Source organism: Aquirufa sp. Wall-65K1, from assembly GCF_054558475.1.
Genome location: NZ_JBPXKD010000004.1, coordinates 135,389 through 161,679, shown reverse-complemented (window position 1 = coordinate 161,679; position 26,291 = coordinate 135,389). Strand labels below are relative to the sequence as shown.

Annotated in this window: 25 protein-coding genes; 8 read left to right on the top strand and 17 right to left on the bottom strand. The window is 39.1% G+C overall.

All coding sequences use genetic code 11. The features are described 5' to 3' along the window. Positions 1 to 26: 26 nt before the first annotated feature. Positions 27 to 917, top strand: coding sequence for a glycosyltransferase (locus ACST15_RS08080; RefSeq protein WP_459454151.1), 891 nt, complete (start codon positions 27 to 29; stop codon positions 915 to 917). Here ACST15_RS08080 and ACST15_RS08075 read toward each other — a convergent pair. Genes ACST15_RS08075 through ACST15_RS08055 form a run of 5 tightly spaced genes read right to left on the bottom strand, consistent with a single transcriptional unit; the run spans position 911 to position 4,352 of the window. Continuing rightward, positions 911 to 1,804, bottom strand: coding sequence for a glycosyltransferase family 2 protein (locus ACST15_RS08075; protein ID WP_459454150.1), 894 nt, complete (start codon positions 1,802 to 1,804; stop codon positions 911 to 913). The two genes, ACST15_RS08080 and ACST15_RS08075, sit on opposite strands and share 7 nt — an antisense overlap. 2 nt (positions 1,805 to 1,806) lie before the next feature. After that, a complete protein-coding gene (locus ACST15_RS08070; protein WP_459454149.1) occupies positions 1,807 to 2,682 on the bottom strand; it encodes a glycosyltransferase family protein in 876 nt (291 codons plus the stop codon). Positions 2,683 to 2,686: 4 nt separating this feature from the next. Next, positions 2,687 to 3,178: an NADH-quinone oxidoreductase subunit C gene (locus tag ACST15_RS08065; protein WP_459454148.1), complete on the bottom strand. Its 492-nt coding sequence runs from the start codon at positions 3,176 to 3,178 to the stop codon at positions 2,687 to 2,689. A 10-nt stretch (positions 3,179 to 3,188) separates the two neighbouring features. Beyond that, positions 3,189 to 3,701 (bottom strand): NADH-quinone oxidoreductase subunit B, encoded by a 513-nt coding sequence (locus tag ACST15_RS08060; protein ID WP_130924535.1) that lies wholly within the window; start codon positions 3,699 to 3,701, stop codon positions 3,189 to 3,191. Between the two features lie 3 nt (positions 3,702 to 3,704). Further along, positions 3,705 to 4,352: a gliding motility-associated C-terminal domain-containing protein gene (locus tag ACST15_RS08055; protein WP_459454147.1), complete on the bottom strand. Its 648-nt coding sequence runs from the start codon at positions 4,350 to 4,352 to the stop codon at positions 3,705 to 3,707. 156 nt (positions 4,353 to 4,508) lie between these two features. On the opposite strand from ACST15_RS08055, the gene recG reads away from it, so the two are divergent. After that, the gene (gene recG, locus ACST15_RS08050; RefSeq protein ID WP_459454354.1) at positions 4,509 to 6,602 is read left to right on the top strand and encodes an ATP-dependent DNA helicase RecG; all 2,094 of its coding nucleotides are present in this window, start codon (positions 4,509 to 4,511) and stop codon (positions 6,600 to 6,602) included. A 13-nt stretch (positions 6,603 to 6,615) separates the two neighbouring features. Here recG and ACST15_RS08045 read toward each other — a convergent pair whose 3' ends face one another. Then, complete coding sequence (locus ACST15_RS08045; RefSeq protein WP_459454146.1) at positions 6,616 to 7,185, bottom strand: YqgE/AlgH family protein; 570 nt, start codon at positions 7,183 to 7,185, stop codon at positions 6,616 to 6,618. Between the two features lie 40 nt (positions 7,186 to 7,225). On the opposite strand from ACST15_RS08045, the gene folK reads away from it, so the two are divergent. Further along, complete coding sequence (gene folK / locus ACST15_RS08040; protein WP_459454145.1) at positions 7,226 to 7,714, top strand: 2-amino-4-hydroxy-6-hydroxymethyldihydropteridine diphosphokinase; 489 nt, start codon at positions 7,226 to 7,228, stop codon at positions 7,712 to 7,714. On the opposite strand, the gene ACST15_RS08035 is transcribed toward folK, so the two are convergent. Together ACST15_RS08035 and bshA are read right to left on the bottom strand one after the other, a co-directional pair. Then, positions 7,709 to 8,353 (bottom strand): sterol desaturase family protein, encoded by a 645-nt coding sequence (locus ACST15_RS08035; RefSeq protein WP_459454144.1) that lies wholly within the window; start codon positions 8,351 to 8,353, stop codon positions 7,709 to 7,711. The genes folK and ACST15_RS08035 overlap by 6 nt on opposite strands. A 70-nt stretch (positions 8,354 to 8,423) precedes the next feature. Next, complete coding sequence (gene bshA, locus ACST15_RS08030; protein ID WP_459454143.1) at positions 8,424 to 9,587, bottom strand: N-acetyl-alpha-D-glucosaminyl L-malate synthase BshA; 1,164 nt, start codon at positions 9,585 to 9,587, stop codon at positions 8,424 to 8,426. Between the two features lie 92 nt (positions 9,588 to 9,679). Between bshA and purN the strand changes: the two genes are divergently transcribed. Continuing rightward, positions 9,680 to 10,249, top strand: coding sequence for a phosphoribosylglycinamide formyltransferase (purN, locus tag ACST15_RS08025; protein ID WP_459454142.1), 570 nt, complete (start codon positions 9,680 to 9,682; stop codon positions 10,247 to 10,249). Here the strand turns inward: purN and ACST15_RS08020 are convergent, their stop codons facing one another. The 7 genes from ACST15_RS08020 to carB form a co-directional block, all read right to left on the bottom strand. Further along, positions 10,250 to 11,674: a TolC family protein gene (locus ACST15_RS08020; protein ID WP_459454141.1), complete on the bottom strand. Its 1,425-nt coding sequence runs from the start codon at positions 11,672 to 11,674 to the stop codon at positions 10,250 to 10,252. Beyond that, positions 11,664 to 14,783, bottom strand: a complete 3,120-nt coding sequence (locus tag ACST15_RS08015; RefSeq protein ID WP_459454140.1) for an efflux RND transporter permease subunit — start codon at positions 14,781 to 14,783, stop codon at positions 11,664 to 11,666. Before ACST15_RS08015 ends, ACST15_RS08020 begins: the two co-directional genes overlap by 11 nt. A gap of 1 nt (position 14,784) precedes the next feature. After that, on the bottom strand, positions 14,785 to 15,879 hold the full coding sequence (locus ACST15_RS08010) for an efflux RND transporter periplasmic adaptor subunit (RefSeq protein WP_459454139.1): 1,095 nt from the start codon (positions 15,877 to 15,879) through the stop codon (positions 14,785 to 14,787). A 36-nt stretch (positions 15,880 to 15,915) separates the two neighbouring features. Then, complete coding sequence (locus ACST15_RS08005; RefSeq protein ID WP_459454138.1) at positions 15,916 to 16,197, bottom strand: hypothetical protein; 282 nt, start codon at positions 16,195 to 16,197, stop codon at positions 15,916 to 15,918. A gap of 85 nt (positions 16,198 to 16,282) precedes the next feature. Then, positions 16,283 to 16,606: a hypothetical protein gene (locus tag ACST15_RS08000; protein ID WP_459454137.1), complete on the bottom strand. Its 324-nt coding sequence runs from the start codon at positions 16,604 to 16,606 to the stop codon at positions 16,283 to 16,285. 85 nt (positions 16,607 to 16,691) lie between these two features. Continuing rightward, the gene (locus ACST15_RS07995) at positions 16,692 to 16,940 is read right to left on the bottom strand and encodes a hypothetical protein (RefSeq protein ID WP_459454136.1); all 249 of its coding nucleotides are present in this window, start codon (positions 16,938 to 16,940) and stop codon (positions 16,692 to 16,694) included. 18 nt (positions 16,941 to 16,958) lie between these two features. Continuing rightward, a complete protein-coding gene (gene carB / locus ACST15_RS07990) occupies positions 16,959 to 19,787 on the bottom strand; it encodes a carbamoyl-phosphate synthase large subunit (protein ID WP_459454135.1) in 2,829 nt (942 codons plus the stop codon). A 208-nt stretch (positions 19,788 to 19,995) separates the two neighbouring features. Here carB and ACST15_RS07985 point away from each other — a divergent pair, with 208 nt between their 5' ends. After that, entirely contained in the window at positions 19,996 to 20,487 is a 492-nt protein-coding gene (locus ACST15_RS07985; protein ID WP_459454134.1) for a dihydrofolate reductase, read from the top strand. 1 nt (position 20,488) lies between these two features. Beyond that, positions 20,489 to 20,908, top strand: coding sequence for a molybdenum cofactor biosynthesis protein MoaE (locus ACST15_RS07980; protein ID WP_459454133.1), 420 nt, complete (start codon positions 20,489 to 20,491; stop codon positions 20,906 to 20,908). On the opposite strand, the gene ACST15_RS07975 is transcribed toward ACST15_RS07980, so the two are convergent. Continuing rightward, entirely contained in the window at positions 20,869 to 21,948 is a 1,080-nt protein-coding gene (locus ACST15_RS07975; RefSeq protein WP_459454132.1) for a LuxE/PaaK family acyltransferase, read from the bottom strand. The two genes, ACST15_RS07980 and ACST15_RS07975, sit on opposite strands and share 40 nt — an antisense overlap. A gap of 73 nt (positions 21,949 to 22,021) precedes the next feature. Between ACST15_RS07975 and ACST15_RS07970 the strand changes: the two genes are divergently transcribed. Both ACST15_RS07970 and ACST15_RS07965 read left to right on the top strand, forming a co-directional pair. After that, the gene (locus tag ACST15_RS07970; protein WP_459454131.1) at positions 22,022 to 22,576 is read left to right on the top strand and encodes a hypothetical protein; all 555 of its coding nucleotides are present in this window, start codon (positions 22,022 to 22,024) and stop codon (positions 22,574 to 22,576) included. An 8-nt stretch (positions 22,577 to 22,584) separates the two neighbouring features. Beyond that, entirely contained in the window at positions 22,585 to 24,771 is a 2,187-nt protein-coding gene (locus ACST15_RS07965; protein WP_459454130.1) for a S9 family peptidase, read from the top strand. Here ACST15_RS07965 and ACST15_RS07960 read toward each other — a convergent pair. After that, positions 24,766 to 26,181 (bottom strand): hypothetical protein, encoded by a 1,416-nt coding sequence (locus ACST15_RS07960; RefSeq protein ID WP_459454129.1) that lies wholly within the window; start codon positions 26,179 to 26,181, stop codon positions 24,766 to 24,768. The genes ACST15_RS07965 and ACST15_RS07960 overlap by 6 nt on opposite strands. Between the last annotated feature and the right edge of the window lie 110 nt (positions 26,182 to 26,291).

Genomic DNA, 26,291 nt, shown 5'->3' with positions numbered 1-26,291 from the left:
TGAATTTTCCATTGATTTCTATCGTCATGGCTTGTTACCAGGGTGAGAAATTTGTGGAAGAACAGATTCAAAGTCACTTGGATCAAGACTATCCTCATCTCGAATTCATATATTTAGATGATGCCTCCACAGACCAAACTTGGGCTATTCTTCAAAAAATGGCTCAAGAAGATACCCGAATAAAGATTTATCAAAATGAAAAAAACCTGGGTTATGTCGGGAGTTTTGAGAAAGTGCTACAACTAGCCCAAGGGGAATGGATAGCCTTATCTGACCAAGACGACCTGTGGGATAAACATAAAATAAGTCGCTTATTCCAAGCAATAGGCACTTTTTCCTTAATCTATTCGGATTCTCAACTCATAGATGACCGAGGAAATAGCCTTTCCAAAAAAATGTCTGATCTAAAAAATCAGATTCCTTATAGCTCTCCACTCATGTACACTTTTGGTGCATGGGCACCTGGTCACAGTATGTTATTCCAAAGGTCTATTTTAGCTCAAGCCTTTCCTTTTCCACGTTTTGTATCACATGACTATTACATTGGTTTTTTAGCTACCTGTTTTCAAGGTATCACCTACCTACCGGAAACCTTAGTTAAATACCGTCAACACGATCAAAATGCTATTGGGGCTAATTTAAAAAAAGCCCCTAAACTTTATCAATCAGGTGAAGAGCGAGATAAACGGATTCAACAGCGGGTGCGACTATTGGCTGAGTTTTGTCCCAATGAAAAGGCCATAGAAAAAAAAGTACTAATGCAACTTGCCCTAGATTTTAGTTCATCCCAGCTGATTTCACGAATTAGGAGAGTCAGCCTAGTCATGAAGTTCCGAGATCTCATGCTGGCCTATAAGAAAAAAGGAGCCTTGGCTAAATGGCTTTACCCTTTTAAACTATTTTTCCGTATCTATTGATTTTTAAAAGCTACACTTATACGGTAATACCAATTTTTGAGATGTACCCAGAATGGTATCCGTCGCTTGCTCAATGGTCCTGTGAATGGTTTACCTCTTTGTAAGTAATAGGTGGAAAAGGTTCCTGAACTCATTCCCCACGTGCGAATAAACTGGTAATAACCTTTGTTTTGTTTAACTCTTTTTACTGAAATGGAGCCAAAATGATATACCCTACTGCGACTTACCCCTTTAAATAATCGAACACCAGCTTGCCATAATTTCATCGAAAAATCAGGGTCAGAATACATCCCTGGAGAAAACTCGACACTATAACCACCTACTAGATCCCATAAATCTTTGTGTACCACATTCGGCGGCCAAGTACTTCCTTGCCAATCGTTTTTCTGCAAATTTTGCCATTCCTTTAAAAGTCTATCCTCCTCAAAAGTCTCCAGAGTAAGTCCAAAATTCTGTTCAATCGAACAATTACTTTGTGCCCTAGGCTCTATCATGGTGGCAGAAATAAAGAAATAGTGATTGGGACAAGCCAATACCTCCTCTTTTAAAATCCCATCCCAATTGGGTAACACATACATGTCGTCGTTCAGGTATAAAAAATAATCCGCTCTGGCCAATGTTCGCATGGCGTTCATGGCATAACAGACTCCAACATTTTCCTCACTGTGAGAATAGGCTATATCGCCCTGCTCTCTAATCCATTCCAAAGACCCATCACTTCCTTCATTAAGGTGAACCACTAATTGATAACTAGTTGTAGAATGTTTTCGAATACTTTGAATACACTGCTGAAGAAAAGCCAAATTGTTCCAGGTGGGGATCAAAATGGAGAAAAAGGGCTTGTCTGATGAAGCCGATTGGGGAAAATAAGATATCTTTTTTTCCATCATCAGATTATTCGATAATTTTTGTATTCTCCAATCCGTTTTCCAGTCCAATCTTCAATCTGCTGCAATATCTTTCTTCTCAAACTCATGCGTTTTCTCAAGGCCTCATTGTCCACATGAAATGGCCAATTTTGTTGAGCTACACGGGCTTGCATGACCTGAGGATGGGTCCCTTCAAAAAGACTTAAACGCTCTGCATTTCCATAATCAAATTGATAATCTGCCGGAACATTCATTTCGAGCCAAGCATCATCGTGATAAAACTGTGTAAAGTTTCTCACTTTATTATTTAGACCTTGCGGAGGCTTAACCCAGCCATAGTGAAAAATATGGGCAGGAATCAACTTTACTTGTAACTTTTTACCTGCTTTTCTAAAGCCTTGAGCATCCTTGTAAGAATGTACATCAGGATGAAATTTCACGACCCGTATTTCACGTCGATACCACCTTCGAGAAACCGCGACATGCTGATAGGACCCATAAAAATGTCGGTAATGAAACAATAACCCCTCAACAGCTGCATCATGTAAATACTGTTCCATGGATTGCTTGATGACAGGCAAATCACTTTCATGCACACATTCATCCCCTTGAATATAAAAGGCCCAATCCGTGTCAGGTGAAATAGCGGCATAGGCTTTGTCTGTTTCCAAAGCAAAAGTCCTTCCACCCTCTCGCTGGGTATCATCCCAAACCGTTTCTATGATTTTAATTTTATGAGAGGGTATAGCCTGAATCAAGGCCAAAGTATCATCTTCTGATTTACCTATGGCCACCACCACCTCATCACAAATGGGAAGAATGGAAGTAATGGCTTCCACGATGGCATAATCATTCTTTATGGCATTCCGAATGAAAGTAAAGCCTGCTATCTTCATTCGATCAATATTTTACTTGAATACCGTGATAGGTATCAGGTTCTTCATAATCTTTTCTCAAAGGATGGCCTTTCCAATCCTCAGGCAGCAAGATTCTTCGTAAATCAGGATGGCCCTTAAATTTCACACCCACCAAATCATAGGCTTCTCTTTCATGCCAATCTGCCGTTTTCCAAATATGCGAAACCGTAGGCACTTCAGGCAAGCTACCATCTTCTAGGAACCGGGGAAGAATAATTTGTATATGAAATGTCAAGTGATTGGGAATGGAATACAAGGTATAAATCAATTCCATCGTACCCTTTTCTGGACCATGATCAATGGCCGTTAAACAGGAAAGAGAATCAAAATAAGCCTCTGGACTCCGCCATAATAAGTCGCAAACAGCTACTAAATCGGCTGCTTCTAAGGTGATTCGATGATTCGCCTCGTCCCAGTGTACACTTTTGCCCACACTTTTTTCCACCAAATCTTTAATATGCAGCACCGAATTCATATATCTATTTTTATGCGATAGCTTCCAAAATACGAGCGGGAACCACCAAACTTTCCTTTTGTATTTTCTCCTGTAATTTAATGATTCCTCCCAACAAAGCTTCTGGTCTTGGAGGGCAACCCGGTACATAAACATCCACGGGAATAATCCGGTCTACTCCTTTCACTACATGGTATCCATGATCCCAATATGGCCCTCCACAATTGGAACAAGAACCCATGGAAATCACATACCTAGGTTCAGGCATTTGCTCATACAAACGGCGGATACGATCCGCCATTTTGAAAGTTACGGTACCAGCCACGATCATCACATCTGATTGACGTGGGGAAGGTCGAGGAAAAACACCAAATCGATCTAAATCATATCCTGAAGCAAAAGCCTGCATCATTTCAATCGCACAACATGCTAAGCCAAAGCTCATAGGCCACAAGGAACTAGCCCTAGCCCAATTAAGTAAATCTTCGACTTGGCTAATGACAAATCCCTCTGACTGAAACTGCTGGTCTAATAAGCTCTTCATATTTTATCTTACAATGGTCAAATTACCATAAATGGTCCCATATTCTTCACTCGGCGTAATGCGGTACATATAGGTTCCTGAGGGCAAATCCTTGCCATTAAATTTCCCTTTAAACGGTTTTTCCTCATATTCGTACCCTGTACTTTCAAAAACAGGCTGCCCCCATCGATCAAAAATCACAATTTGGGCATCTGGGTAATTGTATAAATAATCGATAAACCATTCATCGTTTGTATCATCTGAATTCGGCGTGATGGCATTGTAGGGGTGAATTTTCACTAAAATAACCACATCAATGGTAGCGAAACTTTGACAAGCTAGACCAGTACTGGCATCCTTCCCTACTCCCGTTATAAAATAGGTCAAGGTAAAACTAGTCCCCTCTAAATCTTGATGACTTTGAATGATTTTCTGGATGTCAAAGGTGGTATTTAATTTGGTAGAATCCGTTATACCAATTTCCTGACCTCGGTTTGTGCCTGCTAATGTCCAAGTCCATTTAATATCCGCATTTTGCGCCCCATTCACAGGAATTGGAACTGGATCTGGATAAGGTTCTCCTTTCAAACGATTGGGAGAGAATACCACTACTTTTTTTTCTGTGGCTACCCAAACTGGACATTGTGCCCAAGAAGCGTAGTAGGACCCCATTAAAAATATGAAAAACAATAGAGACTTTACCCGCGTTAAAGAATGGTATTTTAATCTAGAAATTAATAAAGTGTTTGTTAAAAACATAAAGCTTAAAAAATTCTCCCTAAGGTTTTGTAAATATACCTAAATTCACAAAATTTTTATGGAATGCCCATGACCCATTTTTTTGAAACAGATTTAGCCTTATTGCGTGGTATTACACCAGCAAGGCTTAGCTTGCTTCAAACTGAACTAGGTCTTTTTACCTATGGCGACCTAATTCAATATTTCCCCTTTCGTTACGAAGACCGAACCGCCATCTATCCCATTGATCAAATTACCGAACAATTGGAGCATGCACAATTCGTTGGGCGCATCCGTTACAAAGAAAAAATAGGTCAGGGACCCAAGCAGCGACTCGTTGCTCAATGCTGCGATGAATCAGGCTGCATAGAACTCGTCTGGTTTCAAGGCATCAAATGGCTTGAAAAAACCTTAACGCCCGGGATTGATTATTTATTTTATGGCAAGCCTACCAGTTTTAATGGGCAAATTCAAATAACACATCCTGAAATGGAGGTGTATAATGGGAAAGCCAATAATGACACCTTCTTTCATCCGGTTTATTCCCTCACTGAAAAATTAAGAAAAAAATACATCGATAGTAAGGTGATTGCCCAATTGCAAAAAAATGTCTTGCAAGTAGCATTCCCCTACATTCGGGAGACGCTTCCTTCGGAAATCATCCAACAATTTAAACTTATTTCCAAGCAAGAGGCACTTTATCATATTCATCTTCCCCAATCTGAAAATTGGTTACATCAAGCTAAAAGACGCCTAAAATTTGAGGAACTTTTCTACAACCAACTTCGATTAATCAAACAAAATTTAATCAGAAAGACGGCTTTCCCCGGACAAGTCTTCTCTTCAGCCGCCTTGTTAACCAATTTCTATCAAAATCACATGCCCTTTGAATTGACCAATGCCCAGAAAAAGGTGATTCGGGAGATTTTTCAGGATATGAAATCAGGCCAACAAATGAACCGACTTCTTCAAGGGGATGTAGGCTCAGGTAAAACCATTGTGGCCTTTATTGCTATGCTTTTGGCCATAGATAATGGTACCCAAGCCTGCCTGATGGCACCCACAGAAATTTTAGCGGATCAGCATTTTCAGGGTTTAAAGAAATTTGCTGATTTATTGGGTATTCAAATTGCTAAACTAACAGGCTCCACCAAAAAGAAAGATAGAGTGCTCTTGCATGAAGATTTAGCCTCGGGCAAACTACAGATTTTGGTAGGTACCCATGCCATTTTTGAGGATGTCGTACAATTTCACAATTTGGGTTTATGCATCATTGATGAGCAACACCGTTTTGGGGTAGCTCAAAGGGCTAAACTTTGGGATAAAAACAAACAGACCCATCCACATGTGATGGTCATGACTGCCACGCCTATTCCTCGCACTCTTGCCATGACCTTGTATGGCGACTTAGATATATCCATCATTGATGAAATGCCCGCAGGTAGAAAAGCCATACAGACCATACATCGCTATGACAGTCACCGCCTTCAAGTCTTTGGTTTTATTCAAAATGAGTTAAACAAAGGCAGGCAGGTATACATTGTTTATCCCTTGATTGAAGAGTCCGAAAAGATGGATTTTAAAGATTTGATGGATGGATTTGAAAGTATTTCCAGAGCTTTCCCGGACGTACCTTTGGGAATTTTACATGGCAAAATGAAATCGGCCGATAAAGATTTTGAAATGGCCCGCTTTGTTAAAAATGAAACTAAAATCATGGTAGCTACAACGGTGATTGAAGTGGGAGTGAATGTCCCCAATGCCAGTATCATGATTATTGAGAGTGCTGAGAGATTTGGCTTGGCCCAATTACACCAGCTGAGAGGCCGGGTAGGTCGGGGTGCAGAGCAGAGTTATTGTATTTTAATGACGGATTACAAATTAAGTGCGGATACCAAAAAACGCATTGAAACCATGGTCAGAACCAATAATGGTTTTGAAATTGCGGAGGTGGACTTACAATTAAGAGGACCAGGAGATTTGGGGGGAACGCGTCAAAGCGGCGCCATTGATCTCATGATTGCAGACTTGGCCAAGGATGGCGAAATTTTAAAAGTTGCCAGAGAGACTGCCCAAAAAATATTGGATGAAGACCCTCAATTAAACCATCCAAAACATCAAATGATTCGAGAACAGGTCGCACATCAACGTAGAGACACGACCAACTGGGCTAAAATAAGTTAGCCCCAATTTCTCTTTAATTTAAATTCGGATCATCTGGATAGGTAGATAACACACGATAATCCCCTCCTTTATCAAATAATACTTTCCTCCATAAATTCATGGAGGGTTCATCAAATACATATTCCGCATTGGCCGGATGAAGCATCCAGGCATTTGATTTCACTTCGCGTTCTAATTGACCTGCCCCCCAACCGGAGTAACCGATAAAAAATTTAATTTCATCAAAAGCAATTTCTCCTCCAACAACCAATTCAATGGCTTTTTCAAAATCCCCTGACCAAAATATCCCTTCTCCTATCTCTATGCCGTCCGGAATTAAATCAGGCCTGCGATGAATAAATTGCATGATTGTAGGGTCAACGGGTCCACCAGAATAAAGCGGCACATCTTCCATCACCTTTTCATCCATGTAAGAATCCAATACTATTTCTTGTCGTTGATTTAACACCAATCCAAATGAATGAGAGGACGAGTGTTCACATAATAACACGACAGAACGATGAAAAGAGGGATCCTCCAAAAATGGTTCCGAAACCAATAACATACCTGGTTTTAATTTCAATGGAGCATTTTTCTTAGGCATAAAAAAGAAATTTGTAAGTTTGTTAGAAATGAAATTGACCATGGCCACCAACATTTACCTCTCTTTAGGAGGCAATCTAGGAAATACCCTCGAAATTTTTAAAAATGTCTATCCAATTCTTGAAAAAAAAATAGGGCCCATTCTTCAATTTTCTTCCATATATCAAACCAAAGCCTGGGGAAATACCCAGCAAGCTGATTTTCTAAACCAAGTGTTGGAATTACGTACTGACCTTGAACCTCAAGCCTTACTCTTAGAAATATTAAGTATTGAATCCGATTTTGGTCGAATTAGAAAGCAACAGTGGGAAGCGAGGATACTGGATCTGGATATCTTATTTTATGGTCAACAAGTGATACAAGAAAGTAATTTGCAAGTCCCTCATCCGTTCTTAGCTCAAAGAAAATTTGTACTTATTCCCTTGGTTGAAATCGCCCCTGACTGGACTCATCCCATCCTAAAGAAAAGCATTCAAAACCTAGTGCAGGAATGCTCCGATGTGTCAGAAGTAAGGAAATTAAATCTATAAATTTTCTTGAACCTTAGACTTATCCATGGTATCCATGGTGCCAAAAACATAGTCCCAAATAGGAGAAGAAACACCAAAAACAGCATTTCCATCCTTGTAATGATGAACGGCATGATTGACCCAAAGCATCTTAAAATAATTCTTTGGAGGTGGATAGGCATGCACGCAATAATGTACTAATAAATAAGAGGCATATCCCCAGATAAAACCTGGGAAAAAGGCAAAAGCATAATGATGCAAGGCAAAATAAGAAATCGTAAAAAGTAAGGCTACTACTAGCACCGCAATCACCGGAGGCATGGCTAAGCGAGATTTATCTTTAGGATATTCATGGTGAACCCCGTGAGCAATGTATTGGAATTTGGCTCTAGCTTCTGTGCTAGGCTCAATGTGGTAAATACTACGGTGAACCCAATATTCAATGAAGGTAAATCCAAAGAATCCTATTGAAAACAAAGTCAGAATGATTAGATTGTCCAAGATAGCATAGGTAAATGCTATGTACAAAAGGACCATACCCGTCAGAAAAAATAATGTTACAGGAATAGCAATGTGAGTTCTGGACAATCTCTCCAATATTGGATTTTCAAACAATTGCTTAGAACCCGAGTGCTTCGGACGTAGATTTTGTTTTTCCATATTTCGAATTTTTAGAAAAAAATCGGAATTGAACGGTTTTAAACTTAGGCATTTACAAAATTAAAAGAATCTATTCGCTATCCAAAAGATTCTGAGTCGGGAATTTCCAACTTTGACTGATGATTCTTTTGTAATAGTTTTCATAGAGAGGCAATATTTTCTCTATATCAAATAATTGAGCTCTTGCCAATGAATTTTCTTTCATTTGTGTCAACAAAGCTTCATCTGAAAGTAGTTTAATGGTATTTTTTGCCATGTCCTCGATATCCCCAATCTCGCTCACAAAGCCAGTTTCTCCATGTATATTCACCTCTGTAATACCGCCTGCATTGGATGAAATGACTGGGACTTCACAAGCCATAGCTTCTAAGGCCGCCAAACCAAAGCTCTCCTTTTCGGAAGTTAAAAAGAATACGTCGGCTAAAGAAAGGGCTTCTTCTATCGTATCCAATTTGCCCAAAAAGCGAACATCTCCTTGTACTCCTAAATCACGGCATAAAGCTTCAATCGCCGAACGCTCTGGCCCGTCTCCTACCAATAATAATTTGGAAGGAATGACTTTACGTACTCTTTCAAAAACATGTATAATGTCTTCGATGCGTTTTACTTTACGGAAGTTTGAGGTATGCATCAATAGCTTTTCTCCATGCGGACAAATGGCTATTTTGAAATGCTCCTTAGCCTGTTTTTTGAATCTTTTTAGATCAATGAAATTGGGAATAACTTCTATGGCACTAAGAATTTCAAATTCTGCATAGGTGTCATTTCGTAAACTTTCAGACACAGCTGTCACCCCATCTGACTCATTGATGGAAAAAGTAACTACCGGCTCAAAGGAAGGATCACGACCCACCAAGGTAATGTCAGTTCCGTGTAATGTAGTAATCACGGGAACGTGAATGCCCTTATATTTCAATATTTGCTTGGCTAAATAGGCCGCTGATGCATGAGGTATAGCATAGTGCACATGCAACAAATCCAACTTTTCATTGATGGTCACATCCACCATTTTACTAGCCAATGCAGACTCATAAGGAAGATATTGAAAGAGTGGATAAGATGCCACACTCACCTCATGATAGAAGATATTTTCGGAAAAGAAATCCAAACGCGGGGGCTGGGTATATGTAATAAAGTGTACCTCATGACCTGCCGAAGCTAGGGCTTTACCTAACTCAGTAGCCACAACCCCACTTCCACCATAAGTTGGATAACAAATGATTCCTATTTTCATGTTCCGATTTTAACCTGAAGAAACAAAACTTCCATTTTTGCCTAAAGGTTCCGCAATATGGCCTAAATTTGTAAGAAAATAATCGTTCAGGCTTGAAAAACATCGTCATTTTTGCTTCCGGATCAGGTTCCAATGCGGAAAAAATCATTCAACATTTACAAGGGTCGACCTTGGCAAAGGTTAGCCATATATTTTGTAATAATCCTGAGGCGGGAGTTATTGAACGTGCCAAACGCTTGCAAATACCTTGCCGAGTTTTCTCTCGAGAAGAATATAAAAACGGCTTAATTTTAAGCGAATTACAAGCCTTAGATACCGATTGGATCGTTTTGGCTGGGTTTTTATGGCTTATCCCAAGTAGCTTTGTACAAGCTTATCCTCAACGGATTATTAATTTACATCCAGCCCTTTTACCGAAGTTTGGAGGTAAAGGAATGTATGGTCATTTCGTGCATGAGGCAGTAATTGAAGCAGGTGAGAAAGAATCTGGCATCACCATTCATTATGTGAATGAACATTATGATGAAGGGGCTATTATTCATCAAAGTTCATTCATCATTGAACATGGCGACAGCCCAGAGGATGTCGCCAGAAAAGGTCAAATACTAGAACACCGCGATTTTCCGGTGGTCATTGAAAACCTAATTAAACAATCCAACTGATTACCAGCCACCTCCCAAAACGCGGTATAGTTGAATCGCGTGAATCCAGCGTTTTCTCGAAAGTTCTAATAATTCCAATTCCGAACGAAGGGCATTTTGTTGGGCTGTAAGCACCTCCAAATAGTTAGCTTTTGCGGTGGTAAATAAAGTCCCTACCGTACCTATCGCTCCTTTGGTTAACATCACTTCTCGTTCTTTCAACTGACTTTGACGTTGTAAAAAACTGAGCGACTTAACCTGTGTATCCCATTCCAAATACCCCTGAACCAAAGCATTTTGATACGCTAAATCCTGTACCTTCCATTGAGCATCTGAACGTAATATGTCAGAGGTAATAGCCGAACGATTTAACCAGGGTGTCGTAATTCCCCCTATTAATTGATATGCCATAGATGCCGGCAATTGAAACAAATAGGCCGGTTGAAAACCTTGAACACCTAAAATTCCGGATAGAACGACCGATGGCTTCAAGGCCAACTTAGCGCTTTCTTTTGTTTCAAATGCAGCAGATAAAGCTAACTTGGCTGCACGGATATCTGGACGTCGCTCCAATTGGTCAATCCGTATTTGGGCAAATAGACTACTATCCAAAGCACAGTTAAATGGATAGGTGGTACGTTTAATTTTCGAACCTGGCTTATTCAAGTAGTATCGAATCTGATTTTCTAATTCTGTAATTTTTTGTAAAACATCACCTTCCTGCGAGCGAGAATTTAATAATTGAGCCTCAAGTTGTTGAACCGCTGTTTCATTCACCATTCCAGCTTCTTTCTGTACCTGTACTAGTTCAAATGCCTTACGCTGAATGGCAATATTTGTTTTTAAAATATCCAATTCCTGATCTAAGGCAACTAATTGGCCATAAGCACTAGCCACTTCTGCCACCAAGGTAGTAATTAACCATTGCTGACCTGACTCAGTAGCCAAATAACGTAGCGCGCTAGCCTTTTTTCTTTTAGCTAATTTTCCCCATATATCCCATTCCCAACTCGACTGGACTCCCATTTGCAAATCAGGCAAGTTCTCGGGTATAATTTGCTCTTTTGTTATATTGGTTGAAAATTGGGTATCAAAATTACCTACTCCATCCATGGTGTACTTACCAAAACGCCTTAAACTAGGCTGAATCACTCCAGCTACTGTTGGTTTACGCAAGCCGCGTTGATACGCAAATTCCGAGCGAGAAATGGCCATCTGTAGAAAACCAATTTTTATATCATTGCTCCGCACTAAGACCGAATCAATTAACTCAACTAGGAGACTGTCCTTCTTCCAACACGCCTGTACATCTGAAACTGAGGTCAGATCCTTTGCCTGACGATAAGCCTCCAAATCAGCATCCACGCTTTTTTGATCGCGAAATATGGCTTGCTGGCAACCACCCAATCCTAACCCTAAAATTACTATCCAAAACTTATTTTTCATTTTTTGACCATTTAGCCGAAAGCGTTGCGAACACCACATACAATCCCGGAATCACTAATAAACCACCCACTGTTCCTAAAATCATGCCCCCAGCAGATGCCGTACCAATCGTTTGATTTCCGATGGCACCCGCACCAGAAGCAAGCATTAGCGGAATCAAACCTGCAACAAAAGCAAATGAAGTCATCAAAATAGGACGTAAACGAGAAAAAGCTCCTTCTTTAGCCGCCTCAATGATTGACGCTCCTTCCTTCTGTTTAGCAATGGCAAACTCAACAATTAAGATGGCATTCTTGCCTAATAATCCGATCAACATGACCAAGGCCACTTGGGCATATATATTGTTTTGCAATCCAAATAAATACAAGAAGGCATAGGTTCCCATCGCCCCCATTGGTAAAAATAGCAATACAGGAAATGGTAATAAGAAAGATTCATATTGAGCAGCAAGTAATAAGTATACAAAAAGCAAACAAATGGCAAAGATGAAAATCGCTTGATTACCAGCGAGATCCTCCTCTCGCGTCATTCCCGACCACTCAAGTGTATATCCACGGGGAAGACTTTTCAAGGCTTGAGCCCGTATAATATCCAATACCGCACCAGAACTAAAACCTGGTGCAGGTTCCCCGTTTACCATCGCCGATGTAAACATATTATATCGTGTAAATTGCTCTGGTCCATATACCCGTTTCATCTTAACAAAGGAAGAATAGGGCACCATTTCGCCAGATTTATTTTTAGCATAAAACTTCAAGACGTCATCTGGATGTGCTCGATATCGGGGATCAACTTGAACCATGACTTTATACATTTGACCAAATCGAATAAAATTTGTCGCATAAAAACTACCTAATAACGTTTGTAAGTTATCCATGGCAGGTAAGACATTCACTCCTTTTTGAGCCGCAGCTTCTTGATCCACCTCCAACATGTATTGGGGAAAGCTTGGGTCGAAACTCGAAAAGGTATTTTGAATCTCGGGTGATTCATTTAGCTTCTTAGCGAAGTCATTTGAAACAGCAGCCAATTTTTGTAAATCCCCCGAACCACTTCGATCCTGAATACGAAATTCAAAACCTGACGCATTTCCAAAGCCAGGAACAGCTGGAGGTGGAAAGAATTGAATACTAGCATCTTTGATACCATTCGTTTTAGCCCGAATAATTTCTGTTAATTCATTGACAGTTTCTTTTCGTTCCTCCCAAGGCTTAAGTGTTATAATACCTGTTCCATACGAAGCCCCTGATCCGTCCGTTAATAAACTAAATCCTGCTAGCGTGGAAAATGACTCAATCGCATCAATACCCTTGATTGACTTAAATACCTGATCCATTACACTTTCCGTTCTTTCTAAAGTTGCGCCGGCTGGAGTGGTAGCATTTACGTATAAAGTTCCTTGATCCTCTGAGGGAATAAAACCACTAGGGACAATGCCAGATAAGATCACAGTACCGACGACAGAACCGAGTAAAATCATCCACATCAGCAAGCGCTTTTTAATTAAAGAGCCTACTAAAATCAAATATTTTTGGGCGATTTGATCGTATCGATGGTTAAAAGCATGAAAGAATTTGCCCAGCCAATTTTTTTGATTGTGTTCTGGTTTTTTTAAGAGTAATACGCAAAGTGCAGGAGTTAAGGTTAGAGCAGTTAATCCCGACAATGCAATCGAAATAGCCATCGTCACAGAGAACTGCCTAAAAAATACGCCGATAGGTCCCGAAAGAAATGCCACTGGCACAAATACAGCACCCATAACAAGCGTAATCGCCAAAATAGCACCCGAAATTTCATGCATCGCCTCTTGCGTTGCGGCTAGAACAGGCATATCCTTCTCTTCCATTTTGGCATGTACAGCTTCTACGACCACGATCGCATTATCAACTACAATACCAATGGCCAATACCAAAGAAAATAAAGTCAACAGGTTTATAGAAAATCCAAATGCTAGCATAAAAGTAAAAGTCCCCACCAATGATACGGGAACCGCTATAATGGGTACTAGCGTGGCACGCCAATCTTGTAAGAAAATAAACACCACCAGGGCTACCAATAAAAAAGCCTCTAATAATGTTTTAATTACTTCATGAATAGAGGCATCCAAAAAACGAGAAACGTCATACGAAATCGTAAAACCCATACCCGGAGGAAAAGTGCTCGTTTTCAATTCGGCCAATCGTTTTTTGACATTATCAATTACTTCAGCTGCATTGGAACCCGGACGTTGTTTTAACAAAATTGCAGCAGATGGCCTGCCATTTTCTTTCGAAAGCACATCGTAATCCAACGATCCAAATTCCACATCTGCCAAATCTTTCAATCGCAAAATCTGACCTGTTTCAGTTGCCTTAATTACCAAATTTTCATACTCGGTCACTTGAGTAAATTTCCCCGTATACCGCATTACATATTGTAAAGCTTGCGGATTTTTTCCAGAGCTCTCCCCAATTTTACCAGGTGCGGCCTCTACATTTTGATTGCGCAAGGCCTGAATAACATCTTCCGCTGACAATTTATATGCAAACAAGCGATCTGGATGCAACCATATTCGCATCGCATATTCGCGTTGTCCCATGATATCAGCGAATCCAACACCATCAATTCGCTTTAATTCAGGTAGTACATTGATATCGGCAAAATTAAATATAAACTTCTCATCGATATCAGTGTCTTCACTCAAAAGATTAACGTACAATAGCATACTATTCACTTCTTTCTCCGTGATTACCCCTGCTTTAATAACCTCTTCAGGCAATTCATCCAAAACAGTTTGCACGCGTGTTTGTACATTGACTGCTGCAACATCAGGATCTGTACCCACTTGAAAATAAACTTGAATGATACTGGTGCCATCATTTCCAGAAACAGATGTCATATAAGTCATCCCGGCCACCCCATTAATTGCTCTTTCGAGAGGGGTTACCACGGCCTTGGCGCATACTTCCGCATTTGCCCCTGTATACTTGGTAGTCACGGTAACGGCAGGGGGAACAATATCTGGAAATTGTGTAATAGGCAATTGCTTCATAGCAATAACCCCTAAAATCACAATAAAGATCGATACAACGATCGATAATACTGGTCGTGTTATGAATTGTTGAACCATCTTATAGTGCTTTATAATCGGTTAATAATTGGCGCATCGGCTTATAAATCGACTTAATTCTTTGACCTTGCTTCACCAATTGGATTCCCTCGATTAAGACAGTATCCTTGCTTGAAAATCCACTTTTCACTAAGTAAAAATGGGGGATCCGAAGATCTGAAATAATACTTTTCATTTTTACAATTCCAGATGCATCTTTGACAAATACATAACTCTTCTCTTGAATTTCAAATACGGCTTTTTGCGGGATAAACCAATAGCCACTCACCTTTTTCGGCATTTGAACTCGTCCAGATGAACCATGTTTCAATAGTTTTTCTGGATTATCAAATCTTGCACGAAAGGCAATATTACCGGTGTTCTTATCAAACTCACCTTCAATGGTTTCAACCTTGCCAGCATGTGGATACAAATCTCCATTAGCCAATAATAAACTAACGGAGGTATTATGCTTAAAGCCTTCTCCCAATTCAGCAAAAGCCAAATATTCCTTTTCAGAGACATTGAAATAAGCAAATACATTTTTGGTATCCGATAAGGTGGTTAATAAAGTACCTTCGTCCACTAAGCTACCCGACTTGAATGGCAATCGATCAACGACACCATCAAAAGGAGCCCGAATAGAAGAATATTCAACGCGTAATTGAGCAGCCTTCACATGAGCTTCTGCCTCCTCTTTTTTCGCCTTTAAGCCTTCTATTTTAGCTAGTGCTATGGCTAATTGGTTTTTCGCAATTACATTTTTTTCTACCAATAATCGGGTATTGATTAATTCCAATTCCTCAGCTTTGATATCAGCCATGGTTTGGTTCAATACAGATTTGGCACGCATCACTTCAGCCAAATATTCCAAATTATTGATGGTAAATAAAACTTGCCCTTTACGAACAGCTTTTCCTTCATCTACATGTATTTTATCTAGATACCCTTTTACCCTCGCACGTATTTCTACGTTGTTGATGGCATTAATATCTGCCACAAACTCTTGAGAAATGGTGGTATCCATTTTGATGGGTACACTGACTTCTAGACTGGATATTTCCTGACTATTGATTTCATTTTTTGTACCACATGCCTGCAGAAGGAGAATCCCCATACATAACACTAGCTTAGACGCTCGATTCATTTTAATTTATTTAGGTTGGGCTATTGCCTGTTGTTTATAAGAACTACGCTCTAATCCTTTGCTTACATCTACGTTTTGTTCGATTAAGGTTTCTCTCTTTTGATATTTAGGTGTCTCTTTACTCACTTGATTCGAATATCCTTTTTCGATTACTTGAATAACTTTAGCTTCAGATTTAACATTTTTATTTAACTGGGCTTTATAGTTAGCCGGTATTTGGCTAACTCCAAGGTGCGCGCAGCAAACACCAAGGAATAACATGAAATATTTCATATAATTCAAATCCATGGATACATAAAAGCTTTAACAGCCCCTAGGCATCCGGTACAAGAAATGTTTTTGAAAAGTTTTGTTTCTACTTAATTGTGCGGGTTTAAACCGACAATTGGGGAGGGGGAGAAATCATGTCCAAAGAAACATCCTGGTATGGATTTTCTTCTAATGGAACAACTAATTCATGTTTAGTACCTTGGAATAAGATGAATTGGGCAGTAGGCTGTGAAAGAAATACAAAGCCTTCTTCTTCCATATCTTGAACTTCATCGGAAGATGATTGACCTGCCATATTGATGTCAGAGAACTGCTCTACGCTATTTTTAGAAACCTCCTTAGTATGCTGAATGGTGCTTAATATCAAACTGTCATTGATTATCAAGACAGCTAGCAAGAAAAAACACCACGTTAATAAATTCCTCATTTAGGCAAAAAATTCAGCTAATTTTATTCAGGTTTATATGGGGTTAACCAAAAAACTACAAAATCGTTTAAAAATCCTGGGCAATTTACTCTTTAATTTCTTCAAATGGTACATAATCTCCGTCATCTACTTTCGTGGAACGGGGTTTAGACTTAGCTTGAGGCGGGACATAATCAACATCTATGCTTCCTTCCCTCTTTGCCTCCTTTTGTCGATAAGCCTGTTCAGATTGCTGTCTGTGAACTTGAGTGATGATATAACTCTTAAACAGCAATTTGAACAATGGCCTAATAACGTAAATAAACAAGAAAATAAGACCGAGAATCTTTAACATATTTTTATTTTTTGTCTATTAACGACTTAAATATAAATTTCGTTCCCCATACACCTTTCTAAAAAACTCATCTTTCAAATCATCAATGAAATAAATGGCTTCTCCGGTAGACTTCATCTCGGGACCTAATTCCATGTTGACATTTGGGAATTTATTGAAAGAAAATACAGGAATTTTGATAGCGTATCCTTTTTTAACGGGTTTGAAGTCAAAATCCTTTACTTTTTTATCTCCCAACATCACCTTAGTCGCATAATTGACATAAGGCTCTTGGTATGCTTTACAAATGAAAGGTACAGTTCTGGAGGCCCTTGGATTGGCTTCAATGATGTAGACTATTTCATTTTTTACAGCAAATTGAATATTTAACAAGCCTTTCGTTTTTAAAGCCACGGCTATTTTCTTCGTATGATCCTCTATTTGCTTGAGAACATGCTCCGATAAATCAAATGGAGGTAATACAGAGTGGGAGTCTCCCGAGTGAATTCCTGCTGGCTCAATATGTTCCATAACACCAATGATGTATACATCTTCACCATCACAAATAGCATCCGCCTCCGCTTCAATCGCATTCTCAAGGAAGTGATCTAATAAAATTTTATTGCCTGGAATATCGCGTAAAATATCCACCACATGTTGTTCCAACTCTTGCTCGTTGATGACAATCTTCATGGATTGACCTCCCAAAACATAACTTGGACGAACCAACAAGGGGTATCCTAACTCACGACCTAAAAGCACAGCATTATCAGCATCTTCACATACCCCAAACTTAGGATAAGGAATATCCAAGTCTTTCAAAAGACTAGAGAATGCACCACGATCCTCAGCCAAATCCAAGGCTTCAAATGAGGTACCTAAGATTTTAATTCCGTATTTCGATAATTTCTCTGCTAATTTCAAAGCCGTTTGTCCACCCAATTGCACAATCACCCCTTCTGGCTTTTCGTGCTGAATGATGTCATAAACATGCTCCCAGAATACAGGTTCAAAGTATAATTTATCCGCAATATCAAAATCCGTAGAAACTGTTTCCGGATTAGAATTGATCATGATCGTTTCATAACCCGCTTCTTTAGCTGCTAAAACACCGTGCACACAAGAATAATCAAACTCGATACCCTGTCCAATACGGTTAGGGCCTGATCCTAAGACAACGACTTTCTTACGGTCAGATGACTTAGACTCATTATCCATGGATTCCGTACTTTGTCCAAAAGTAGAATAGTAATATGGCGTTTTCGCTTCAAACTCCGCTGCGCAGGTATCCACACACTTGTATAGTCGCTTGATGCCAAGGTTATTACGCTTATCATACACTTCTGATTCTAGGCAACGCATCGCATGGGCAATCTGACGGTCAGCAAAACCCTTATGCTTCGCTTCTTCCAATAAATCCGTTGGAATGGTCGCCAAAGTATATCGTTCAATTTCCTTTTCTACACGAACTAAATCTTCGATTTGGTATAAGAACCATTTATCAATTTTGGTCAATTGCTGAATGGTTTTGAAAGAAATACCCATTTTAAAGGCATCATACACATGGAACAAACGGTTCCAAGATGGATTGGCCAATGAATGCATGATGGCATCCTGATCTCTCAATTCTTTTCCATCCGCACCTAAACCATTACGCTTAATTTCAAGTGATTGACAAGCTTTTTGTAAGGCTTCCTGGAAATTACGACCAATTCCCATGGTCTCACCTACTGACTTCATTTGAAGGCCCAATGAACGATCTGCGCCCTTAAATTTATCAAAATTCCAACGAGGAACTTTCACAATTACATAGTCTAAAGCAGGCTCAAAATAAGCCGAGGTAGTACCAGTAATGGCGTTGGTCAACTCATCTAAGTTATAACCGATTGCCATTTTAGCGGCAATTTTTGCAATAGGATAACCCGTTGCTTTAGATGCTAGAGCAGAAGAACGAGAAACACGTGGATTGATTTCAATAGCGATGATTTCATCCGTCTCTGGGTTCAATGCAAACTGTACGTTGCAACCTCCTGCAAATTTACCAATGGCGTTCATCATCATGATGGCCATATCACGCATGCGCTGGTATATGGTATCTGGTAAAGTCATGGCAGGAGCCACCGTGATGGAGTCTCCCGTATGAATACCCATAGGGTCAAAATTCTCAATCGAGCAAATGATGATAACGTTTCCTAAATTGTCACGTAATAGCTCCAATTCATATTCCTTCCAGCCCATGATGGACTGTTCTACTAAAACCTCGTGCGTAGGAGACGCATGCAAACCTTTATTCAAAGCAGCATCAAAATCTTTGGGATCATTCACGAAACCACCCCCTGTTCCACCTAAGGTGAAAGAAGGACGAATAACTAATGGAAAACCTGTTTCTTGAGCAATCTCTTTACCCTCCAGGAAAGAACGGGCTGTTCTACCTTTACACACTCCCACACCCAATTCCAACATTTTCAAACGGAATTTCTCGCGATCTTCTGTTGTCTCAATGGCCTTGATGTCAACCCCAATAATTTTTACTCCATATTTTTGCCAAACTCCTGCTTCTTCACAGTCTATCGCCAAGTTCAAAGCAGTTTGTCCACCCATGGTAGGTAATACAGCATCTATTTGATGCCTCTCCAAAATGTGAATGATGGAAGCTCTATCTAATGGCTTCAAATACACATGATCGGCATTCATAGGATCCGTCATGATGGTAGCAGGGTTGGAATTGATCAGAATCACTTCGATTCCTTCTTCTCGTAATGAACGAGCTGCTTGAGAACCAGAATAATCAAACTCACAGGCTTGACCAATTACAATAGGACCAGAACCGATAATCAGGACGGAACGGATAGATAAATCTTTTGGCACGGGATGAATTTATTTTGTATCAATAGAAAACAAATTTTTTGACCTTTACACTTAGGCTCAAAAATTGTACAAAGTTAGCAGTTGAAGCCCGAATTGGGAAACGTTCTTGAAAATAAAAATCAGGAATTTTAAGCTTATAGAGCTTTTCACTCATTTGATTTCATTTCGTCCCATTATTTCCCGTAATTTTGATAAAAATTCAAATCCCGTGATCAAGATAATCGTGGCTTGTGATGAAAAAAACGTCATCGGCAAAAATAATCAACTCATTTGGCACCTTCCGGCCGACTTGAAACATTTCAAAAATTTGACCTCGGGACATTCCATCATCATGGGAAGAAAAACGTTTGATTCGATTGGAAAAGCCTTACCCAACCGAAATAATTTGGTGGTTAGTCGGCAAAGTAAATTAAATGCCGAAGGGATTATTCTATGTCAGTCCTTGGATGAAGCTATCTTGAAAGCCCAGAGTTTATCCAGAAGTGATGTTTTCATTATTGGAGGAGCCGAAATATACAAGCAAGCCATGGAAAGGGCAGACCAAATCATCCTCACTCGATTACATGATTATTTTGACGGAGACACCTATTTTCCTGAAATTACAAGCCAAGATTGGGAAATCATTCAAACAGAAAGAGGAATAACAGATGAAAAAAATCCCTATCAGTATAGTTTTTTAACATACCAACGAAAAGTTTAAGATGGAAAGAAAAGTGGCATTATTGGATCAAGCTATCCGATTGGATGAATTTTATCCTTTTCTACAAGACGATGTAGCTGGAGGAATTTGCTTATTCATTGGTACCATTCGAAATAAAAATCAAAATAAAGAAGTGAAATCATTGGATATGGAGGCTTATCCTCCCATGGCAGTGAAACAAATCAACCTGCTGATTGATCAAGCAGGAAGCCAGTGGCCCATCCAAAAAGTAGTTATGGCTCACCGAACGGGTCCTTTGCAAATTGGTGACATAGCCGTTTTGATTGGAGTTACTTGTGTGCACCGAGCAGAAGCCTTTCAAGCTTGCCAGTGGTTGATTGACCGCCTAAAAGAAGAAGTTCCTATTTGGAAAAATGAGTTTTATGAGGATGGTTCCTCTTGGCTTGTTCCCCATCCTTGAGCCAACATAAGGTTACAACCCCTTTGTTCCGAATTATCAAAACGGCCCAGCACTTTAAACCTTACACCATCAGGCTCCAACGAACCTAGATCTTTTGTTTCAATAAAAGAACAAGAATCAATATTAGCCAAATCAATTACTTTAATACCTCCCACTCTACCCGCCTGAGTTACTTGTCCAAAGGGGTCATTTACTTCCCTCAATAATACACGCATACTAATTCCGGGAGTAAACACGCCAGCTTTATCGGCATAGGCTTGAGAGAACAATTCTGTCATTCCGTATTCAGAAGCTACCTGTGTCAAATGCATTTTCTCTTGAAGAAAAGCATGGACCTCTTCGCGTAACCATTCTGTTCTACGACCTTTCATACCTCCAGTTTCCATGACCATGATTCTTCCTGAGGCAACGGCTTCCTTCCAAAATGAAAAATCTTGACCTGAATCCACCCAATCCAATAAGCCAAAAGTAACGCCCATCAACCATATCTTCCTGTGAGTTTTTAAAGCAGCCTTAACATTCTCCACCAAAGCATCGTATTGGTTAAGATAAAAACCAGCTACGTTAGATTGAGACTCTTTAATGAAATAGTCCATCATGAACACCAAGGAAGATGTACTTCTTTCTAAATAGGAAGGCAAAAGCGCAAAAATATGGTAGTCTTTTAATGACCCATAATTTGCTTCAAATATCTTTTTAGCTTGATTTTGATAAAATGATGGATCACAAACAATGTGTTTAGAGGGAATTTGACCTGTGGTACCTGAACTTTCAAACTGAAATAAAATGGGGGCAAAACCTGTTTGAACAAGGTGGTTTTTAAATAATTCAATGGGTAAAAAAGGAATATCCCTGATTGAGGTGATACCTTCAGCATCTACCCCCAATAAACTCAAGTATAATTGGTAAAGGGGATTGTGCGTAGATTGATAGCGAAAAACGTCCAAAGCGAGTGTGTCAAAATCAGCATTCTCCATCTGACTTACTCGTTTTTTTAAGCTCAAAGAAAGGCTTTCCCAATCTTCGTTTCCTCGCTGCATAGCTTTTTTTGAAATTATGCACAAAATTAATGCAAATCATTAACTTTACGCTTCTAATTACCACCGAATCTTCATGATTAAACTAGGTAGTCTCATCACACTCTTTGTATTATGCGCTTGGGCGTTCATTGCCTGCGTACAAGAACCGGATTATAGCACTACGCCTAGCATTGAATTTGAATCCATCAAGAAGATTACTAAAATCAGCAATGACGGTTTTGGAGGTAAAGCCAAAATAGATTCGGTCGTGATGACCATCAAGTTTCAAGATGGAGATGGGGATTTAGGCATTACTACGGCGGAGAAAAATTCAGATCCTAAATACAAAGATTACCGCAACTTTGAGGTAGATGTGCTATTAAGGAAAAATGGACGTTTTATTCCCGTAACATTTAGCCCCAAATTAGGAGGTCTGATGAATTTCCCATTCAAACCTGATCAAAAACCAGGACCCATCGAGGGATCTATTTCCTATTCCACCCAATTTGTGTATGCATTTTACAAGGGTTATTCCCCTGAATTCACCGAGAAAAACGACACATTGGCTTTCCGTATTTCCATTAAAGACAAAGCATTTCATCAAAGTAACACGATTGAGACAAGTCCGATCGTGATTTTTCAAGACTAAACATACCTATGATTCTACGTTATTACCGCACCTTCAGCTTGGCTGTTCTATTTCTATTGGCTCATGTGAGCTTAGCTCAAAAAAGTGTTAGTTTAGAAGATGTTTGGCAAAATTATACCTTCCGCCAAAGAAGCATTCAGAACTTAAATTGGACCAAAGATGGGCAACATTATACCGAATTAAAAGAAGGCAAAATCATTAAATACTCGGTGGTAGATCCTAAAAACTCAGAAGTGCTTTTTGATGAAGAAATACATCGAGTGGGAGGTAAAAAAATCAATGTCCAATCATTTAGTCTTTCTTCCGATGAACTAAAAATCTTAATTTCTACCGAGTCGGAACAAATCTATCGACGCAGTTCAAAAGAGAATAATTTCATTTTTGATCGCCAAAATAAATCGATTGTTCCTTTATCTAAATCGGGTAAACAGATGCATGCTAGTTTTTCCCCCGATGGAAAAAAAGTAGCTTTTGTCAGAGACAATAACCTTTTCTTAGTGGATTTAACTACCGGCAAAGAGAAGGCAATTACCACATCTGGGAAATTTAATCACATCATTCATGGTGCTTGTGATTGGGTGTATGAAGAGGAATTTTCTTTTGCTAAAGCCTTCCAATGGTCTCCAGATAGCAAAAAAATAGCCTATTATACCTTTGACGAAACAAAGGTTCCGGAATACAATATGCAAATGTGGGGCGAATTATACCCGAAAGATTATCGCTTTAAATACCCTAAAGCAGGGGAAGCTAATTCCATAGTTAGCCTTAGTGTATATTCGTTGACAAGTCAAAAAAACATCGCCATCCAAGTTGGAAAAGATAAGGACCAATACATTCCTAGAATGAAGTGGACAGCTAGTTCCGATTGGGTTTCTTTCATTCGTTTAAATCGCTTACAAAATCACATGGAAATCCTACATGCCTCCGCCAAGGATGGTAGCTCCCAATTGATTTATGAAGAAAGAAGTAACACTTCTTTAGAAATTGAGGCCATTGGAAACGATATCACCTATTTATCTGACCAAAAGCGGTTTATTTTATCCTCAGAAAAATCGGGTTTCAAACATTTGTACATTGCCGATATCGCGACCAGAAAAGTGGAACCCATCACCAAAGGGAATTGGGACGTAGATGATTTTTATGGATTTGATGAAAAAAGTCAAACACTTTATTTCAACGCCGCTGCTAAATCAGCCATTCAAAGAGAAGTGTATAAAATTCAATTGGATGGTTCTAACTTCCAAATGATTTCTCAGCATGCGGGTACCAATACGGCCAACTTTAGCCCTGATTTTTCCTTTTACATGCTGTATTTTAGTTCCGCGAAAGAACCTTTACAAATCAGCTTAAAGAGTAGTCAAGGAACCTTGATTCGTGTATTGGAAGAAAATAATAAGTTAAAGCAACAGTTAAAAGACTATGGCATAGCTACCCGTGAGTTTTTCCAAGTTCCTTTAGCTAATGGGGAAAATTTAAACGCCTATACCATCAAGCCTAAAAACTTTGACCCCAACAAAAAATACCCGGTGTTAATGCATGTCTATGGTGGCCCAGGAAGCCAACAAGTATTGGATGCTTATCCGGTTAGTAATGATTTTTATTGGTATCAAACATTATTAGACAAGGGATATTTAATCTATTGTGTGGATAATCGTGGTACGGGTGCGCGAGGAGTAGATTTCAAAAAAATCACTTACCAGAATTTGGGAAAAATCGAAGTGCAAGATCAAATTTACTCAGCCCAATATTTAGCAAAATCACCTTATGTAGATGCCTCGCGTATCGGAATATGGGGATGGAGCTATGGCGGATTTATGTCGTCCAACTGCTTAATGCAAGGAGCCGACGTGTTTAAAGCAGCTATTTCGGTAGCCCCGGTGACTAACTGGCGTTTTTATGATAGCATTTATACGGAGCGATACCAAAGAACTCCTCAAGAAAATGCGAAGGGCTATGATGATAATTCACCAGTAAATCATGTCAATAAATTGAAAGGAAATCTCCTACTGGTTCATGGAACTGGCGATGATAATGTGCATTTTCAAAATGCCGTGGCTTTGCAAGAGGCTTTAATCAAGGCAAATAAACAATTCCAAAGTTTCTATTATCCCAATAGGAACCACAGCATTGCAGGAGGAAACACCCGTTATCATTTATATCAAATGATGACCAATTTTCTTTTGAAGAATTTATAATGATTTGAGAATTTGATAAACATCTGAATTTAACCGGTAGGTATACATACGTTGATCTTTCTCATCGGTATGTACATCTAAGATCTGGTCCTTCCCTAGTAGAAGACGCAGTGTTTTTGTCAAATTCTCAAACATTTTGGCTCTAAATTGACGTTGCGACTCAGGCGAACTTTTATGTTTGCCGAAAAACGCGATGATTTGATGACCAGAAACAAATCCGGTGGAATAATTCAAAAGCAGAAAATCCAAAAGCATTTTTTCATTTTCTCCCAACATGATTTTTAAGTGCTTAGCCAATTTTCTTTTTTTCCATTTTTGGAATAAAAAGATAACTAGAACGATAAAACCGAGGGCTAATAATATATAAGACCCCTCGATAATGGACTGATACCAAGGAACTTGATTTAGTTTACCTAAATATTCCGATTCCCGAAGTACCTCATTCACCATCATCCGATAATTTTTAATATTATTTGGAGAGGATTGGTAAGATAAATTGGTCCAAATCAAAGTATCTCCATTAATATGCAATGCCTTGTCAAAATTTCCGCTATTGGGGCCTTCTATAACCAAGCGTTTACTATTTTTCCAACTATAGGTTTTAAAGTCATCTAGGACATCAATGATGTAGATGGCATCATAGTTCTTATCTCCACCAGCTTTATCTAATAAAATGAAATAACGACCATTGAATAAATAATGTCGAGTTATATCCTTTTCCAGAAAGGATTTAATTTCCTCCAATTCAATGCTCCCCTTGATGACAAATTCACTATTTTCAAAATTGTACTCATAGATGTCCCAATCAACCAAATCATTGTGCTTGGTGTCCGTATCATTGATTAAGTGGTTTGCCATGGTTATAAACCTGTCCCGACTTGGAACATAAGCCGTCAAGCCCATGGTGATGGCAGCAGGGACGTCCCCCTTGGCTTGAATGCTCAACCATTCTTTTCCATCCGCGTTATATTTGGTCAGTATATTGGTGGAGGTCCAAAATCCATATCCTCCAAAAGAATATAGAATTCCGTTTCGGTAAAATGAATGGCTTAAGCAATTAGCTCCTCGATAATAGGTATTGTCTATTCGCTTAAGTATTAGTTGTTTTTTATTAATTTGATATACTTGGTTGGTACAATAAATTAATAAATATGCCCAGTCAGAATTTTCAATTTTAAATTCTTTAACCGCATAATTCGCCGAAATCAAATCTGCTCTTTCAACATTTTCAAGGGATATTACTCCTAGATTCGACCAAGGAAGCCCATTTTTAATTCTTAATAAGTGATTACTTTCAAAATCAATTTTATAAAAATATCCTGTACTTGGACTAAACCATTCCAATGCTTGAGCTAAAACATTTACTTGTATCAATAAAAAAAGAGCTAAAATGTAATAGCGTATTCGCATGTTTAAGTTAATATGGATGATAAAAATGCAATTTTTTCAAGCAAAATTGTCACATTCTTAGGAATAGATTGAATGGCAATGCCCAATTTTTCAACAAAAATGGCTAATTT